At 38.4% G+C, this 16179-nt stretch carries 14 protein-coding genes; 2 read left to right on the forward strand and 12 right to left on the reverse strand.

The genetic code is table 11. The features are described 5' to 3' along the window. Positions 1-67: 67 nt before the first annotated feature. From IGI84_RS11775 to IGI84_RS11825, 11 genes are read right to left on the reverse strand one after another with little or no spacing between them, the layout of a single operon-like run. Entirely contained in the window at positions 68-451 is a 384-nt protein-coding gene (locus tag IGI84_RS11775; RefSeq protein WP_194195758.1) for a hypothetical protein, read from the reverse strand. Further along, a complete protein-coding gene (locus tag IGI84_RS11780; protein WP_194195759.1) occupies positions 448-1464 on the reverse strand; it encodes a sugar transferase in 1017 nt (338 codons plus the stop codon). Before IGI84_RS11780 ends, IGI84_RS11775 begins: the two co-directional genes overlap by 4 nt. Then, complete coding sequence (locus IGI84_RS11785) at positions 1461-2447, reverse strand: helix-turn-helix domain-containing protein (RefSeq protein WP_140966011.1); 987 nt, start codon at positions 2445-2447, stop codon at positions 1461-1463. Before IGI84_RS11785 ends, IGI84_RS11780 begins: the two co-directional genes overlap by 4 nt. Before the next feature lie 45 nt (positions 2448-2492). Further along, a complete protein-coding gene (locus tag IGI84_RS11790) occupies positions 2493-2684 on the reverse strand; it encodes a hypothetical protein (protein ID WP_077452924.1) in 192 nt (63 codons plus the stop codon). Positions 2685-2732: 48 nt separating this feature from the next. Continuing rightward, positions 2733-3290: a hypothetical protein gene (locus IGI84_RS11795; protein WP_220427191.1), complete on the reverse strand. Its 558-nt coding sequence runs from the start codon at positions 3288-3290 to the stop codon at positions 2733-2735. Positions 3291-3297: 7 nt separating this feature from the next. Beyond that, positions 3298-4146 (reverse strand): hypothetical protein, encoded by an 849-nt coding sequence (locus IGI84_RS11800; protein WP_220427192.1) that lies wholly within the window; start codon positions 4144-4146, stop codon positions 3298-3300. Next, complete coding sequence (locus IGI84_RS11805; RefSeq protein ID WP_220427193.1) at positions 4136-5575, reverse strand: glycosyltransferase; 1440 nt, start codon at positions 5573-5575, stop codon at positions 4136-4138. Before IGI84_RS11805 ends, IGI84_RS11800 begins: the two co-directional genes overlap by 11 nt. Positions 5576-5591: 16 nt before the next feature. Further along, positions 5592-6497 carry an accessory Sec system protein Asp3 gene (gene asp3 / locus IGI84_RS11810; protein ID WP_430600413.1) on the reverse strand — a complete coding sequence of 302 codons (906 nt, stop codon included), beginning with the start codon at positions 6495-6497 and terminating at the stop codon, positions 5592-5594. Positions 6498-6512: 15 nt separating this feature from the next. Beyond that, on the reverse strand, positions 6513-8099 hold the full coding sequence (asp2, locus tag IGI84_RS11815; protein WP_220427194.1) for an accessory Sec system protein Asp2: 1587 nt from the start codon (positions 8097-8099) through the stop codon (positions 6513-6515). Then, positions 8086-9687 (reverse strand): accessory Sec system protein Asp1, encoded by a 1602-nt coding sequence (gene asp1, locus IGI84_RS11820; protein ID WP_259280207.1) that lies wholly within the window; start codon positions 9685-9687, stop codon positions 8086-8088. The genes asp2 and asp1 overlap by 14 nt, the downstream gene beginning before the upstream one ends. 21 nt (positions 9688-9708) lie before the next feature. After that, positions 9709-10926: an accessory Sec system protein translocase subunit SecY2 gene (locus IGI84_RS11825; protein WP_140966004.1), complete on the reverse strand. Its 1218-nt coding sequence runs from the start codon at positions 10924-10926 to the stop codon at positions 9709-9711. 258 nt (positions 10927-11184) lie between these two features. Here IGI84_RS11825 and IGI84_RS11830 point away from each other — a divergent pair, with 258 nt between their 5' ends. Both IGI84_RS11830 and secA2 read left to right on the forward strand, forming a co-directional pair. After that, positions 11185-11640 carry a hypothetical protein gene (locus IGI84_RS11830; RefSeq protein ID WP_194195765.1) on the forward strand — a complete coding sequence of 152 codons (456 nt, stop codon included), beginning with the start codon at positions 11185-11187 and terminating at the stop codon, positions 11638-11640. Positions 11641-11681: 41 nt separating this feature from the next. Next, on the forward strand, positions 11682-14051 hold the full coding sequence (gene secA2, locus IGI84_RS11835; protein WP_220427196.1) for an accessory Sec system translocase SecA2: 2370 nt from the start codon (positions 11682-11684) through the stop codon (positions 14049-14051). Positions 14052-14186: 135 nt separating this feature from the next. Here secA2 and IGI84_RS11840 read toward each other — a convergent pair whose 3' ends face one another. Then, positions 14187-16106, reverse strand: coding sequence for an LPXTG cell wall anchor domain-containing protein (locus IGI84_RS11840; protein ID WP_430600964.1), 1920 nt, complete (start codon positions 16104-16106; stop codon positions 14187-14189). Between the last annotated feature and the right edge of the window lie 73 nt (positions 16107-16179).

Here is a 16179-nt window from a genome sequence, read left to right on the forward strand (position 1 = left end):
ATCCTCCTAACTTCCCTAATGATCATGACTTACAGCTTTCCATACCATCCTATTGACGCTTCATTCTCTATTCTCCTGTCACTTCTTGGATAAAGAATGCATTGGACAGTTCCTGAATTCTCTCCCTTTGCTCATTGACTTCTGCTTCTAAAAACAACAAATCGCTGAAAATAGCTTTTGTATCACAGATATGCCGTAGAAGTTCATTAGTTTTGACCAGCTGTATGTCAATTTTTTGACATAGCTCTCTCAACTCATCTTGGCTATTCTTTAAGACAAAAAAATCGCGATACCCAATGACTGACTGTTTTTTTTCTAAAATCATTTGTTGTAACTGTGCAATTTTCCTATCTCGTTGTTCGATCGCTTGTTTCAAATTGGCCAGCATCTGGTCTAGCTCGCTGATTTGAACGATTGCGGATAACTTCTTTGTACTCATCGATTGTTTCATGCTTGACTTGCTCCTTTGCTTAGGAGTATTTTCACTTCTGAATCCATCAGTGCCGTTCTAGTAAATATTCCTGATTGCAGTAAACAACTAAATGAAAGAACATTATTTTTTATCCGCAGCAGCTCTTCATCTGATAACTCACTTAATTGATGATCAATGTCTTCAATCGCGTTGATAGTAATGCCAAGTTCCAGTTTCTGTACCATCTCTGCTATAGCTGCTTCTTTCCATACAATGACAGGGATTCCCAACGAGAGATACAACGAGATTTTGTGCGGGGCATTATACTTCGTATATTGTTGGTAGTCACCACCATCAGGCAACTTATCATCCCACGCAAGTCCGAAACTACTTTTCTCCATCCTACGAACCAATTCTTCTTGCTCAAAAACACCACAATAATGAACATTTGGACCAAATTGACTGTCGTTTTTATCGCCGTATACAAGTATTTCCGTGTGATTGGGCCACTTCTGTAGAAAACGGGTTTTTGCCAAATTTCCTGCAAAGACAACACGTTTTTCTGGTCTTTCATGACTGACACTAACTCCCTGGTGCTGATAGTCGAAAAATGGTTTTTGGACCATTTTCCGTGTCACGCCTCTTTCGACTAGTGCTACCTGCATAGCTTGGCTATGAACAATTAATAATGTAGCTTCATTGAAAAGAGCAGATTCATCAAAATCGACTTTTCCACGCAACATCTCGGCATCATGGATAAATAAGATCGTGTAAATCCCTCTTTGTTTCATTCTTTGTAAAAACATCCGGTCAAAATGGGCTCCGTTATAACTTGGATATTGATAGACCACGATATCTTCATAAGCGACACCAGCTGTAATGCCATCAATCCTTGACATAAGTGCATAATCATCTTCATTCTCATCGATATAACGATAAATATATAAAGGCTGATAATCCATCCCATTGGCAATGTGATAAACATCTACTTTCGCTTTTTTGACTGAATCTGCTGCATTCGATTCAATGATCGTCGTCACCCACCGATTCACGCTTGCCCCATCTCCTTTTCCATCATTGCCCGCACAAACATCACTTCATCTTTTGGTAAGCACCATTCTGCCCCCTTCAAATTTTTAGAAAACAGTTGTACAGCTGGATCTTCTTGGGCAGTATTCCTTGTAAGCAGCAGATATTTGACTAGTTTTAGAACTGTCTGATTATAGACATCAATATGCCAATGCTCTTCCATTAAACGACTTGCATGTTGAAGTAATTGAACCGCATCATCACATCGTTGGATGTCTACCAAGCATTCTGATAAATCTAGTACGGCGCCTACCAAGACTGGCCGCAGTTCCGTAAAATCAGTCGAATTTATTTTCTTTAAAATGCAGCTCTCTAACAAAAAAATTTGTTTTTCTAAAGATGAAGCGTGCAAGCCATAGCGCTGTTTGATGCGTAATGTAGCTAAATATAAAAGGCTGTCAAATAATGTATAAAAATCAGTTCCCAGAAAAAATGTTTCAAGCATTTCTAAACTTGCATCCGGGACTTTCTGGTTCATACAACCAAATACGAGGTCAGAATAGGCTAACATAAGTTTAAACATCGTATTATCCTCAGTAGAGGAGCGAAATTTTTCTAACTCTTTTCTGACTTTCATAAAGGTAACAAACATGTCCTCTTTCGTTGATAAAGAGCTATAAATCAATACACTTAATAGATGAAGTTGTTCATCTGTTGACATTGCAAACATGTCTAACAATTCGGTATCAGATATGCTCAACATTTTCTTGATGCCAACAACCAATTCGAAGGGCAAGTCGATCTCATATTGTACCCATCTATAGTACCGTGAGCGAGATAACCCAATCTTTCTTTCAAAAGATTTCACAGATAGTCCTTTACATTTGCGTATCTCTTCTAATTTCTCGCGATCAATATTGACAGCAACGACTGATGTATCAGGTATCTTTAAGTCTGGGTTGATCGTGCTAATTAATCGACAAACGCTTAGTAATCTAGTTTCCATATTTTTCAAATCCTTTTTTCTAAAATGCAGGACCTATTTTTATTCTTACTTCTGTAATGCTTCCAATAAAGAATAAACCAACGATCCAAGGATCACGATCGACATAACTAAGGAAAGCACGATGGTGATCGCTTTGCCCTTTTTCTTTTCTTCTGAGTGATTTCTTACGTTTTCTCGTTCTTCTTGAAATCCCGCTTGAATCGTTTTTTCTAGCTGATTATTCGCCAACGATATCACCTCTTCCAGTTTATTTTCGGCAAACACCTATGAAGAAAACTGGTTTATCTATTGGTTCTGATCGACTGCCAGTTGTAGTGACTCACTCACTTCTGAAACATTTTCTACTGGTTGATTTTCGTTTGTAGCTATCTCATTCACTACCTCTGCTGCTTCAATTGCCCGAAGCTCATCAATCAGCTCTTGACTCAATTGATTCACATCGTTATCTTGTCTTTGGACGGTTGAAGTTAACCGATCAATGATCTGCTCGGTTTCATTCAAAAAATAGGTTCGAAGCATTTGCTTTTCAACCTCATAAGCAGAAAAGAGCTTCTCATAAATCATTTGTAATTTATTTTGCTCCTCCTGCTGCTGCTCAAAAGATACATTGAATTGTTTTTTTAACGTTTGGATCACATTTAGATCGATGTCGTTTTCTGGCTGATTCATCATTGCTTTCATTTCTTGATTGATTTGAATCAACTGATCTATCAATTCGTTTTGATGAGCAAAAAGTTTCTTTGCTTCCTCTTGTTCCTTCTCAAAAGTGAGCATGGACCCACTGTTCTCTTTTATTAACAACTTAATTTGCTCATACAATTCAGTGGCTTTCATTTTTTTCATTTTGTCTTCATCCTTTCAACACAACTTTGTCCATGCATACATTTTTGTTTGCCAACAACTGATAATTCTTTTGATCGACTTCTACCTTATGAATATAAGGAATGCGGTCATCTAAAATACTCATTAAGTTCCCTTTGATATTCCCTTTGCCATCAAGCGGCGATTCTTCCAGATAAAGTGTATTTATTGAGTTGGTTTTTGCTAGAGAAAATAATTCTAATCCCATGTACGAAATGCCAACTGTATCATTTTCTGTTAACTGGAAAGCTAACTGATCCCGAATGAAATCAAGTGTTGTGTTAAATTTTTGAGTTACCTTGAATGTTTCTTTATCACGAGTCGTGACCAAATTGATGGTGCCTTGATAAAAGTAGTAATTCAAGATGCTCTGTTGCTGATCATTGAAAAAAGCAATCTCTTGGACCTGGTCATTGCAGTAATAAATAATTGAGAACAATTTCCCATCTGCGGCATATTCTTCAATGAAATCTGTCGTGCCATCAGGATAAAAGTATCGAACTTCTTTCACATGTCTTCTAGTCATTGGATACAAGCTCACTTTACCTACTTCATCTCCATCAGTGATCAACGAAATGGTCCGATCCTCGTTCATATAAACTTCTGTACAATATGCTGTTGGTACTTGGTTAAAAAACAGAAAGGCTTCTGGATCGTGACTGCGCTGTGTCACTTGATCTAAAATATTGATTCCCTGCAATGCTTCTTTTTGGAGCATTGCTTGGAAATTTGGACTCGGTGAGATGGACAACACCTGACTTCCTTCTTTGATTCGTGATTTTTGTGCCATCCAAATTCGGTCATTTGGTCGGATCACGGTGACTAATTCATAATGCATCGATCAACTCACTCCATTTCTCTGCAATTATCGCGTCTTGAAACATTCGGACAGACTTGCGGGTATTGGCTTTAAGTTGGTTTAAATCAGAAGCAGTCAACTGACGAATGCCATCTGTTAGTTGCTGAATAGTATAGGCTTCATCAGTTCTAGAAAAATCTTTCAAATAACCATTGACTCCTTCTTTGATCAACTCCATGGCCCCAAAACGAGCCTTGAAGGTTACAATTGGCAATCCTGCATTTAAAGCTTCAATATAAGTCAATCCGAAACCTTCTGAAAAAGAACCAGAGATAAATGCATCATAATCAGGATATACTTCATTGATTGCATGAGAATGCCCTTTTAACCGAATGTACTCTTCTGCATTCAACTCCTTGATCACTGCTTTTAACTTACTTTCTTCTCCCCCTTGACCATAGATGTCTAAAGAGATCGTTGGATATTCTTTTTTTGCTGCAGCAATTGCCCGCATCACAAGATCAATGTGCTTTTCAGATGCCAAACGAGACACCGTCACAAACTTCTCTGCCTGTTGTTTGCCTATTTCAAATGAGTCTTCTGTCATATCACGAATCCCTCCCACCGGGATCGTGACAACTTTTTGAGACTCGTTTGGAAAGTCGATCAACAAATCTTGCCTTTGCAATTCTGTCGCAACAACGATATGAGCGACTTGTTCCAAATGTGTCAAAGCAAATTCATAGTAATTGTTCCAAAGAGGGGCGCTAGCTACGTCACGATCAGATAAATGATCGGCATGAACAATCTCAATCAATTTGATTTCCGGAGGACAATGATCATACAAAGCAGCCTCGCTTTCCTCCCCCCGATCAATGATGATACTTTTGGTTTCTGGGAATTCTTCTATCAGTTGATTAAAGAAAAATCGCTGCAATAAGACCTCATTTCTAAAGAAACGATGTTTGCCTTTGAAAGCAAACAAATGAATATTCGTCATTACTCTTCCCCGATGCGGATCATTTTGGTAACTGTACATGATTTTTCTTTGATTCGTTCGATAGTCAAAGATCTCTACCCGATAATCCGAAACTAGCAGTAAGCCTTCTTTTTTTCGACTAGGAGATTTTTCCATATGCTCTACGATTTTTAATCCTGAGGATGTGATAGTTTCTTTGACTCTATGTGTGTTCGTAGCATCTACTAAGAGATCTTGTTGTGCAGTAAAAACTGCTTTAGCCCCTTTCCTTAAATAATCACCTTCTAGTGCAAAATACTCCCACATGGAGATGACTTTATCATCTGGTATTTTCCAAGCTGCCATGGCTTCATGGAGATTCTTCACTAATTCCATAAAAATATACTTATAGGGAATTTTTTTTCTATCAAAACAAGCAGCACGATAGAACTGTGCATGTTCCACACCAGAATTGCCAATCCCAATTGCTTTATTTACAAAAAAATTCATGATGTCCCCCTCTTTATTAGGTTGATTTCTTCCTGTTTTCTTTTACATTCTCTAAAACTTTTAGTGCCCTTTGATTAAGTGCGATCTTTTTTTGCAAACGATCCATAAGCTCGGATGCTTCAGTTTCTTCATTTGGCTTTGCAAATAATAAAGCTAATACAGAAAAATCTTCGTGGTAACAAGATTCCAGCAGAGAAAAATTTTGTCCCATTTTAAGGTTGATTTTTTCAGGACTGTCGCTTCGCTGGTAGATTTCTTCAAGCAATGCCTCCAAGTACGATGATGCAGCCTTAATATCCGGTTCAACAAACAATCCTGCTTCAAAATCTGAAAGTGCATATTCTTTGACATAGCTGTTCTGTTTTTCAAATACGACCGATAATGCAGCATGTTTCTCAACCAGCGGTGTAACCGCAACAACGCTGGTAGCTATGTTTGAGCCTACTTTTGCTCCAGTGTCTGCATTTATAGGAACCACTTCAAATGCTTGATTCTCCTTAGTGGATAAAACCAATTCCTTAAAAAGAATCTCTTGATGCTTTTTGTTTACCATATGAATCTGGTAATCAGTGGCACCTTTGGGAAAGAGAAAACATTCCTGGTTTGTTTCGAAGACTAGTTTTTCAAGAAAAAACCCATCTTTATCAAAAAATTCCATCAATAGCTGTACTGCTTCCTCACGATCGAATTCAGCATGAAGTGTTAACTCGTACTTGTGTCCCGGCAGTAACATAGGCAGCATTGGTGATTTCCGACTAATATGAAATTCTGTTTTCGAATACCAAGATTTAATACTGACGCCGGGAGGCATCAAAGGAGAAGAATAAGAGACCTCCCCAGAGGGCATATAAGCTATTTTTGCGCCATAATTATAATTGTCATTAAAGTCGATCCCCCACTTGATACGATATAAACTATTCATCGACTCCCTCATTCCCTATAATATTTTCTTGATATCACGGTGAAATGTATGCACAAGAATATTTTTGTATTGTTTCAAAAACCAACTATTGATGGCGGGACTATTATCGTTATGTCGGCCGATCATGCCTTTATACAGAACACGAGTCATGGGGAAATTATTTTTTAAAAAATCAAACAACATTGGAAATGCCTCCATGTCGTAATCGTCTTGTTTCATATAGGCGATAGCAAATGTCGTCTCACGATAATCGCCACTTTTAAATTTGCTCCAGAACCGTTCATTCAATTGACTGCTCGCTTCTTTTGAAACAACCCCAATATTGTAAAGCAGCATATCCAATGAGGTTGGAAATCCAGTTGGTCGATTGATGCGTTCATTTAGAGCAATGGAACCAAGATTCGTCAACGGTTTTCCCACGATGACACTGTTTGGGCTTAAATCGCTAGCAAAATATAGCGCGCCAAACGTTCCCATCGACAATCCGGATAAAATGAGATCTGACTTTTCAAAACCTAGCAGTGCTAGTTTTCCTAAGATGATCGCTACGATTTCTTGTTCGAAATTCTGGCTGCCTAGATAGAAATTTCCACCTTCTAAACGAGGATCACCAATCAGCAGAAAAGGACAGCCCATACTTCCCATCATCCCACGGCCTTCAAAACCTTCAGCTGAACGATAGCCAGAAAAATAAACCGCTAATGGAGGTTTTAAATCTCCCGGGTTAAAGTAATAGATCACTTCTCCCCCCAGATTCTCTTCATCTCGAATCCGACCACCTCCTGGAATCATGACACTTTCATCCGCCATTGCTCTACGCAGGTGCATCTGCCCGATCGTAAATTGCCCTCGATTTCCTTTGGCATACAATGAAACATTGATGTATGAATTTTGATCTAATTTGAAGTAAATCGGTTCCCCATTTATGATTTGATCGTGAAGAATCTCAATCACTTGGATGACTTGATTCGTGTTTTCTCTAATAAAAAAGAGTTTGATCTTCACAATCGCTTCTCCTTCGATATTTGCGATTTCCGGATAAAAGCAGGTGCGTTCATTTTTAGGAATCAGGTTAGTCATTTTCCAAGTAGTTATTTGCTGATAGTCTGATGTCAATTGCGCCTTTACCTGACAGGCTGCATGTCCTTCTTTAGCGATCTGCAACGAAACATCTTTATTAAATTTCATGTGATCCATAGACAGCTTATATCCTTGTTGCTTTGCTGAAAATTGCTCATTGATCATACGAAAAACATTTTCTAGCTGCTTTTTATCAAAGCGATTCGCTGCTTTTAATGTGAAAAGCGCTTGAATTTCTGGAGATAGTCGATCATTTTCTTCGTAAAATATTTGGTAGGCAGGCAATTGTTTTAAAAATTCAAAATTTTCAAGAATTGCGGCATTTTCCTCTAGAAGAAAAATTGCCCGATGATATTTGCTATTATATTTGTCTTTCTTAAACAGCTGCAGCTCCTGCTCATCTTTGCTGAAATCATAGGCTAATGGAAGCCACTGATAGGCAAACAAAGGAGAGAGCCGTTTTTGCCACTCGGAAGAAACAGCTGCAATATGAAATACCTGAATCTGTTTAGACGACACCATTTAGCAACTCCCTCCATTGTTTCATAATATTTTCCTCACTAAAATGCTCAATATAACTAATATTTTCCACTAATGCTTGGTTCCAATTATTTAAATCGTCCATGTAAAAAGCGATTGCTGCATCTAATTCTCTAATTTGACCAATGATTTGCCCATTCTTTTGGTCATCCACATAATCGGTTTTCTTCCTAACAAGCTGAGGAATCCCTGCACTAACAGCTAGTGCTTGTTTCTGGACATCAACTTCAGCAGACAAATCAATATACAACCGTGTCTCATTGAAATCCTGACGAATCGCGGTGAGATGAGAATCCAAACGAAAGTGAATCCTAAAATTGACATCAACTGCCTCTACTAGATTTCGCCAATTTTTGCTTTCTCGAATCTCTTCAATCGCCTCTTCATCCGTTTTAAATAACTTTTTTGCCTTTTTTGCTTCAAAATACTTTAATACCTTTTGATACTCCTCTGATTCACTATCGACACCGAAATGAGTATCAACCAGTTCTTTTTGTGCTTCTCGTAAAACGACTTCGCTTTGGAATGTCGTTGTTTCGATGATTAAGTCATAACGATCATTCTGAATAACTTTTTGCAGTAATAGATGATGGATTCTTCGAACGTCTTCGTTAAGCTCACCGGCGTTCCAATAAAGAACCAGCTGGGGAATGGAGTTGCTATTGCCCAGCTGAAAAGAAGTTGTGTAAATAGGTATGCGCTGTATCCGAGATAGGTCATTAATACCGGACTGTCTCATTAAAGAGAGAAGCGCTGTTTGATTACTAGTCGAATCAGTAATAATTTTATTTTCGCCTGCCCATAATTCTGCTTTTTCATCTGATGCACAAGTTGAAAGTCTGTGGGCATCAGAAACGATCTGGATCACTCTTTTTCGTTCCTCGTTCGTTTTGACCAATCTTAGACTCCGCTCATTTGTCAAACACATTATTTGATCTTCTGACTCAAGGTTCAGTTGAGATTGATTCATCATCTCTAAAAGAAGTTCATCCATGCTTCGATACTGACTTTTCTTTAGCCCAATTCTTTGAGGACTTATCAGCTCAACGTGTGGATTTTCTCCAAAGTATTCCACACATTTTTCTATTCCTGATTCGTTATAATAAATCTTCTTTACTTGTTCCCCTTTGTCATTCTGAAACGATTTTGCAGAAATAAAACCCCGATCATCGAAAAAGAGAATATGTCGATAAGGTTCCGTCATTAAATACATCTGTTCTGCAAAACCAAATGTATTGAACCGAATTTCACCAAATGGTTGATTTTCCTTAATCAGTGTGATCCCAAAAGGTGTATAGACCTTCTCCACATTCTCAGCAAGAGGCAAGTCATCGACATCTAAGGGAAATCCATTGGTTTTTTGAATGTCTTGCAAGCAATCATAAAGTGAAGTCATTTGCGCTGCTTCTAATTCATATGCATGCATCTGATAACGTAAAAACGGCATATGCTCCAATAACAATAAGTGATACGGTTCTCGATTGTTCTTGAAAAGCTGAATGATATTCATCATGTAATCACTTTCTAAATTGCCGCTACTACTCGTCCAATCAGGAATAAAATAGTTCAAAGAATTGCCTCCTAACATCCTCTAAAAAATCCGGTAAGTATGTCTGGAAAAGAGGAACCGTATTTCATTTGTGATAGTTTCTAAAATAATGATCAACATAAAAATGCTTCCGAAATAAAAAGCTAAGTTGGAAATAATTTGATTTTGCAATCCAATCAATAAAGGAATCATTGAAATGATCACAAGGTAACTGTTGCCAAGCAATGCAACGGTCGACAAACGTTTCCATATATATTGCTCTGTCTGTTTACCAGGAGCAACATTTAAGATATAATCTCCTGTCTCTTTTAGATTTTTCGCTATATCGTATGGTCGAACATTTATAAAACTAAATCCGTAACCTAAAACATAGAGAATCAGACCATAAGTGAAAACACCCCGCACATTATTAAATGAAAAGTAAGTCGTAATAAAATTCGAAAAGCCTGTGTCCCCCCACTTTTCGTTCAATAGTAAAAGCTGCGGCATTGAAAAGACGGTTACTGCAAACATAAAAGGCATTGCCCCGGCAGGTAAAAGTCGAATAGGAATATACGAATTGTTAAAGCGACTGTCGATACCTGTCCGCTCAATATTGATACGGTACTCTGCACTGTAAAGAAACAGTGTGAGATAAATAAAAACCAAGGTCAACATAACTAACCCGATAAGAAAGTTTTGACTCAAATGAACAGATTCTGTTTGTCCCGAAATTAACATAGCTGGGATATTCATCAGTAAACCTGGAACAATAAACAGACTTTGACCTCCGATTCCTTTATCAATGTTGATATCAGCTAGCCATGCAACGAACAATCCCCCGGCAGACAATACAAGAACTGCTCCTAAAAACAACAGGACAATAGAACCTCCAATAGCTTTTTGATCAATCATCGAGGAACGAAATTTTAAGACTAGTGCGCAACTTTGAAGGATAGCAAATAAAAGAGTCAAACAGCGTTGAATATAACCAATTCGTTTGGTGGAAAGATTTCCGATACTTTCTGTATCAATCATGCTGATCGTCGTCCAGATGATCAGAGCGGTCATGTACGGGCCCATTCCTAAAGAAAAAAGCGTCGGAACAGTGAAATTCCCACCGGTTGATGTCGCTAAAAACTTCAAAATCAAACTTGTTGATTCTTCTGGTATCTGTTCTGAAACAAAAAATGGAACCTGGATATGCTTTCCTATCTCAACGATGAACAAAAGAAAAAAGCTCGCTACTATTCTTTGAATGAGTTCTTTTTGATTCTTCATTTTCATCTCCAATTTTCTTACTTTTTTTTAATCTACAATGTTTAATAAAATATTATCAGTTTTAAATTTGCCTTTTGTACTTGTTTTTTGTTGAAATGAAAAAAAAAAAGGAAAAGGTGATGTTGGTCATTGTGGTATTATCGATTTAAATTCAAATTAGAAAGTAGCTATTCATTTTTTGACGATCATCTGAAAAACACGTGGATTGAAAAAACGGAAGAATTTCTTAAAAACATCTCCCATAAAGAAGGATTTTATATGAAGAAGCTAATTGAAGTCATAATACCTCTTGTTTTGCTGGTAGGAGGTATCTTTTTTTTGAAAGAAAACTTAACAAGCAACGAAACACCGACTACAGAATCTAGAGCCCCTGACGCTGAAACAACTCCTAAGTTAGAATTGAAAGCTGTCGTTTTGCGAACTGAAGACTCTCTGGAAGCAGGTGATCAAGATTCTATCTATCAAGGTGAATTTCCCTACTATAATATGGATACCACCAAAACCTATACGTTTTCGCTTCACTTCGTAACAAGTTCTGGTGAAGCGCTGCTTGATCAAAATAAGGAACCACTTATTGCATCAAGAGAAATGAAACTAGTTACTCAGAAGGGAAAAATCGTCTTTTTTTTAGAAGCCAATGATTTGATGAGGGAATATCTTTTGGAACTAGACGACGTCATGATTCGTGCTAAATTAGAAAGCATTGCTGATTAAGGCATAAGCAATATAAGTTTTTGAAAGGAGGATCAATAAAAATGAAAGATAAAAAGTTTCGCAAGTATATTCGGTTAGCGAGAAAAGTTCAAAGTCTCGCGGAAAACTATCGACATTTGTCAGATCAAGAATTGCAAATGCAAACCATTCATTTTCGACAACAACTCGAACAGGGCAAAAAACTAGAGAGTTTACTCCCGCAAGCCTATGCTGTAGTTGTCGAAGCAGACCGTCGTGTCCTAGGAATGGAGCCTTATTTTGTTCAAATTCTTGGTGCAATTGCTCTTTTTTACGGTAATGTTGCTGAAATGAAAACTGGAGAAGGAAAAACATTGACCGCAACCATGCCGATGTATTTACATGGCCTGGGAGGCAAAGGCAATTTTTTGATTACTTCTAATACGTATTTAGCTTTGCGAGATATTGAAGAAACAGGAAAAGTCTATCGTTTTCTAGGACTATCCGTAGCTGTAGGTGTTCCTGAACATGAAGATGAAGGAGAAGAAATCGATAAAGAGGTGGTCTATGCAGCAGACATTGTCTACACTACGCATAGCGCACTGGGCTTTGACTATTTGTTTGACAACTTGGCTGTTTCTCCAGACGAACAATACGTCACCCACTTCAATTATGTACTGATAGATGAAATCGATGCAATATTACTTGATATGGCGCAAACACCATTGATCATTTCAGGAGCACCCAAAGTTCAGTCGAACTTTTTTACGTTATCTGATTGGTTTGTGAAAAGCTTGATTGAAGGTAAAGACTTTATGAGAAGTGAAAACAAACGTCATGCTTGGTTTACAGAAGCAGGCATAAAAAAAGCCGAAGACTACTTAGGCGTTGAAACTATTCTTTCAGAAAAATGGAAAAATCTTTATCGTCATTTAGTCATTGCCTTACGGGCCAATTATCTCTTACACTTAAACAAAGATTATGTTGTGGAAGACAATGAGATTCTTTTACTTGATGAAGCAAATGGACGGAAATTGATTGGAACAAAACTACAAGCTGGTCTCCATCAAGCAATCGAAGCGAAAGAAGGTGTAGAAATCACCACAGAGAGCCGATCCATGGGCTCCATCACCTACCAAAATCTATTCCGAAAATTTAAAATTTTATCTGGAATGACTGGTACTGCCAAAACAGACGCCGACGAATTTCGAGAAACGTATGATATTGACGTAATCGAAATTCCGACAAATAAACCCATTCGCCGAAAAGATCATCAGGATCTGGTCTATGTGACCAATCAGTCGAAAATCATGGCTTCTTTAGAAGCAGTAAGAAATGCTTTGACGCAAGAACGCCCCGTATTGATTGAGACAGGATCAGTCTCAATGTCGACGTTATACTCCCTGATTCTCTTAAAGCATCGAATCCCTCATAATCTTTTAAACGCTACAACAGCGACCAAAGAATCCTGGATCATCTCAGAAGCTGGTAAAAAAGGTGCCGTAACTGTGGCTACTTCAATGGCTGGGCGTGGTACAGATATTAAACTTGAACAAGATGCGAGGGAAAATGGTGGTCTATTAGTAGTAGGAACTGAGCGGATGACCAGTGACCGAATTGACAATCAGCTTCGTGGACGCTCTGGACGTCAAGGAGATCCGGGTGACAGCATTTTTTATGTATCTATGGAAGACAAAATCGTGGTTGAAAGTGCACCCAAATGGGCCGCCGACGAACGAGAATTATTAACTGAACAAGAAGAATTATCCAATGATCTCACTCCTTTAAAAAAGAAAAAATACAATAAACTAATCAATCAGTCTCAAAGCAATCGCAAAAATCAAGAAATTGCCGGACGTCAAACAACGCTTGAATTTGACTCAATCATTACCATTCAAAGAGACAAAATGTACAGCATGAGAAACAGAATTATGACAGGCACTCCGGTTGAATTAGAAAATATCATTAATCAATGCATAGAAGAAGCAATCAATCAGCTCATCACTAAAAAAGAGAACCTAAATAAACAAACGATCCTTGATTTTATCTTTAATAATTTGGACTATAATTTTGATGTTTTTGAAATCGAGAAACTAGATAAATTTAATAAGCGAACGGTCAAAAAATTTTTATTGGATCTGATTTCAGAGCGTTTGACTCACATTTATCAATTTATGCCAGATAGTTTCCAACAGCTGTTTTTCAAGCGAATCATTCTTTTAAAAGCCTTAGATACTCTTTGGATCGAACAATCAGACAACCTGCAACAATTGAAAACAGTCATCAATGGGCGAAACTGGGGACAACATCGTCCCATCTATGAATTTCAAGTAGAAGCACATCGTTCTTTTACTGAAATGCGTGAAGCCATTTATCTAGAAGCAGTCAGAAATTTATTATTATCCGAGTTGGTAAAAACAGAAGATGGTTCATTCGATGTTGAATTTCCATAACCAACCATAGCCAATAAAAAAGCATCACAGTTAGTTTGCCTAACTGTGATGCTTTTTTATTTAATAGAAGTACTTTTATCATTTTAGAAGAGCTAGGAAATTTATCCTAGCTCTTCATAAACCAAGACTAACGAGTTACTCTGTTTCACGCTTTGCTTCATCTTTTTTCTTTTTCATTAAAGCAATAGCAGCTAACAGCGTGGCAATTCCAGCAAGAGACATTTGAATACCACTTGCATCAGATTCGCCAGTCTTAGGAAGAGTAGAACCAGATGCACTGGTCGTACGACCCCCTACTCCAGTGTTGCCAATTGGCGTTACTGTATTTCCATTCACTCCGTTGTTCTGATTAGAACTTGATGGTGTTGAAGTAGAGCCGCTGATAGACTCACTTGCCGAAAGTGAATGATCTTGGCTAGTTGATTGTGATTGCAGCTCTGATAGACTCTCAGACAAGCTATTGCTGTGATATTCACTGACGATATCAGAGTTGATATCACTTGTACTTGTACTTAGCGAAGCAGATTCACTCACGCTGGTACTATCGCTGATTGATTCACTAGCGCTCATGGAAACTGAATCTCGATCAGAGGCACTAAAGCTTTCACTCTGACTAGCCGAGTTGCTAGCACTCAGACTATCGCTTGCTGACCCAGAATCACTTGATTCGGCGCTAAGTGATACTGAATCACGTTCACTATCACTGATGCTGGTGCTTTCGCTAGCTGATTCACTCACACTTAGGCTTTCGCTTGTTGAAGTCGAATCACTTACACTTGCACTATTTGACATTGAATCACGTTCACTATCGCTGATGCTGGTGCTTTCGCTAGCTGATTCACTCACACTTAGGCTTTCGCTCGTTGAAGTCGAATCACTTACACTTGCACTATCAGACATTGAACCACGTTCACTGTCACTAATGCTGGTACTTTCGCTAACAGATTCACTCACACTTAGGCTTTCGCTCGTTGAAGTCGAATCACTTACACTTGCACTATCAGACATTGAACCACGTTCACTGTCACTAATGCTGGTACTTTCGCTAACAGATTCACTCACACTTGTACTGTCACTTGTTGAAGTCGAATCACTTACACTTGCACTATCAGACATTGAACCACGTTCACTGTCACTAATACTGGCACTTTCACTAGCTGATTCGCTCATACTTGTACTGTCACTTTGACTGATTGATGTGCTTTCACTTGCAAAAATCGACTCACTTGTACTGAAGCTGCGGCTTTCTTCCGTAGAAATACTTGCACTTTCAGACTCAGAATCGCGAATGCTAGAACTGTTGCTTGTGCTTTCAGAAGCGGAGGCTTGATCGCTCGTACTCATAGATTGACTCAAACTTGTACTGTCACTTGAACTAACCGATTCGGAATCTCGGACACTTTCACTTGTACTAATGCTTTCGCTAATGGAGGTTGATTCGCTAGGTGTAACTTCCGTACTATTCCGCTCGCTTTCGCTAGTACTGATGCTGACGCTAACTGATTCACTGGTGCTAGAGCTTTGTGAATCACTTGTCGAAGCACTCACACTTTGAGATTCAATCACTTCTTGTTTTTCGCTAAGCGATGTGCTGATTGATGCCGATTCGCTTAGACTTGTACTAGTAGATTGTGAAATGCTGGTGCTCTCACTAGCACTTGCTGAGACAGAATCATTTGTACTTGTACTGTCACTGGTTGAAAGGCTAGAACTGTTCGATCTTGAATATAGATCGCTTAAGCTATCACTTGCACTATCGCTATTGCTGAGTGATGTGCTTGCACTATCACTCATACTGAAACTACGTGATTCGCTGGCACTTTCAGATCTAGATAGTAAATCACTTAGACTCGCGCTTAAACTTAAGCTGTTACTTACGCTCGTGCTGCCGCTATAGCTTAGGCTATCACTTCTAGATTCACTTGCACTCTCTGATCTAGAAAGTAAATCACTTACACTTGTACTAGAACTTAAGCTGTCACTGGTTGATGTGCTCATGCTATTGCTTACACTATCACTCCGTGATTCGCTCGCACTGCTAGATTGAGAGTTCATTTCGCTTAAACTTAAGCTAGAGCTGTTGCTGCCACTCAACGAAGTACTTGTGCTTTGGCTCAAGCTATTGCTC

The sequence above is a fragment of the Enterococcus sp. DIV0008 genome, assembly GCF_050542615.1.
Taxonomy (GTDB): domain Bacteria; phylum Bacillota; class Bacilli; order Lactobacillales; family Enterococcaceae; genus Enterococcus_D; species Enterococcus_D innesii.

Excerpts from the sequence above, each read along its gene's own strand:
- IGI84_RS11825 (WP_140966004.1), bottom strand. The coding sequence starts at position 10,926 with ATGAAGAATCAAAAAGAACTCATTCAAAGAATAGTAGCGAGCTTTTTT.
- asp2 (WP_220427194.1), bottom strand. The coding sequence starts at position 8,099 with ATGGTGTCGTCTAAACAGATTCAGGTATTTCATATTGCAGCTGTTTCT.
- IGI84_RS11795 (WP_220427191.1), bottom strand. The coding sequence starts at position 3,290 with ATGAAAAAAATGAAAGCCACTGAATTGTATGAGCAAATTAAGTTGTTA.
- secA2 (WP_220427196.1), top strand. The coding sequence starts at position 11,682 with ATGAAAGATAAAAAGTTTCGCAAGTATATTCGGTTAGCGAGAAAAGTT.
- IGI84_RS11785 (WP_140966011.1), bottom strand. The coding sequence starts at position 2,447 with ATGGAAACTAGATTACTAAGCGTTTGTCGATTAATTAGCACGATCAAC.
- IGI84_RS11775 (WP_194195758.1), bottom strand. The coding sequence starts at position 451 with ATGAAACAATCGATGAGTACAAAGAAGTTATCCGCAATCGTTCAAATC.
- IGI84_RS11805 (WP_220427193.1), bottom strand. The coding sequence starts at position 5,575 with ATGAATTTTTTTGTAAATAAAGCAATTGGGATTGGCAATTCTGGTGTG.
- asp3 (WP_430600413.1), bottom strand. The coding sequence starts at position 6,497 with ATGAATAGTTTATATCGTATCAAGTGGGGGATCGACTTTAATGACAAT.
- IGI84_RS11800 (WP_220427192.1), bottom strand. The coding sequence starts at position 4,146 with ATGCATTATGAATTAGTCACCGTGATCCGACCAAATGACCGAATTTGG.
- IGI84_RS11840 (WP_430600964.1), bottom strand. The coding sequence starts at position 16,106 with ATGAACTCTCAATCTAGCAGTGCGAGCGAATCACGGAGTGATAGTGTA.
- IGI84_RS11830 (WP_194195765.1), top strand. The coding sequence starts at position 11,185 with ATGAAGAAGCTAATTGAAGTCATAATACCTCTTGTTTTGCTGGTAGGA.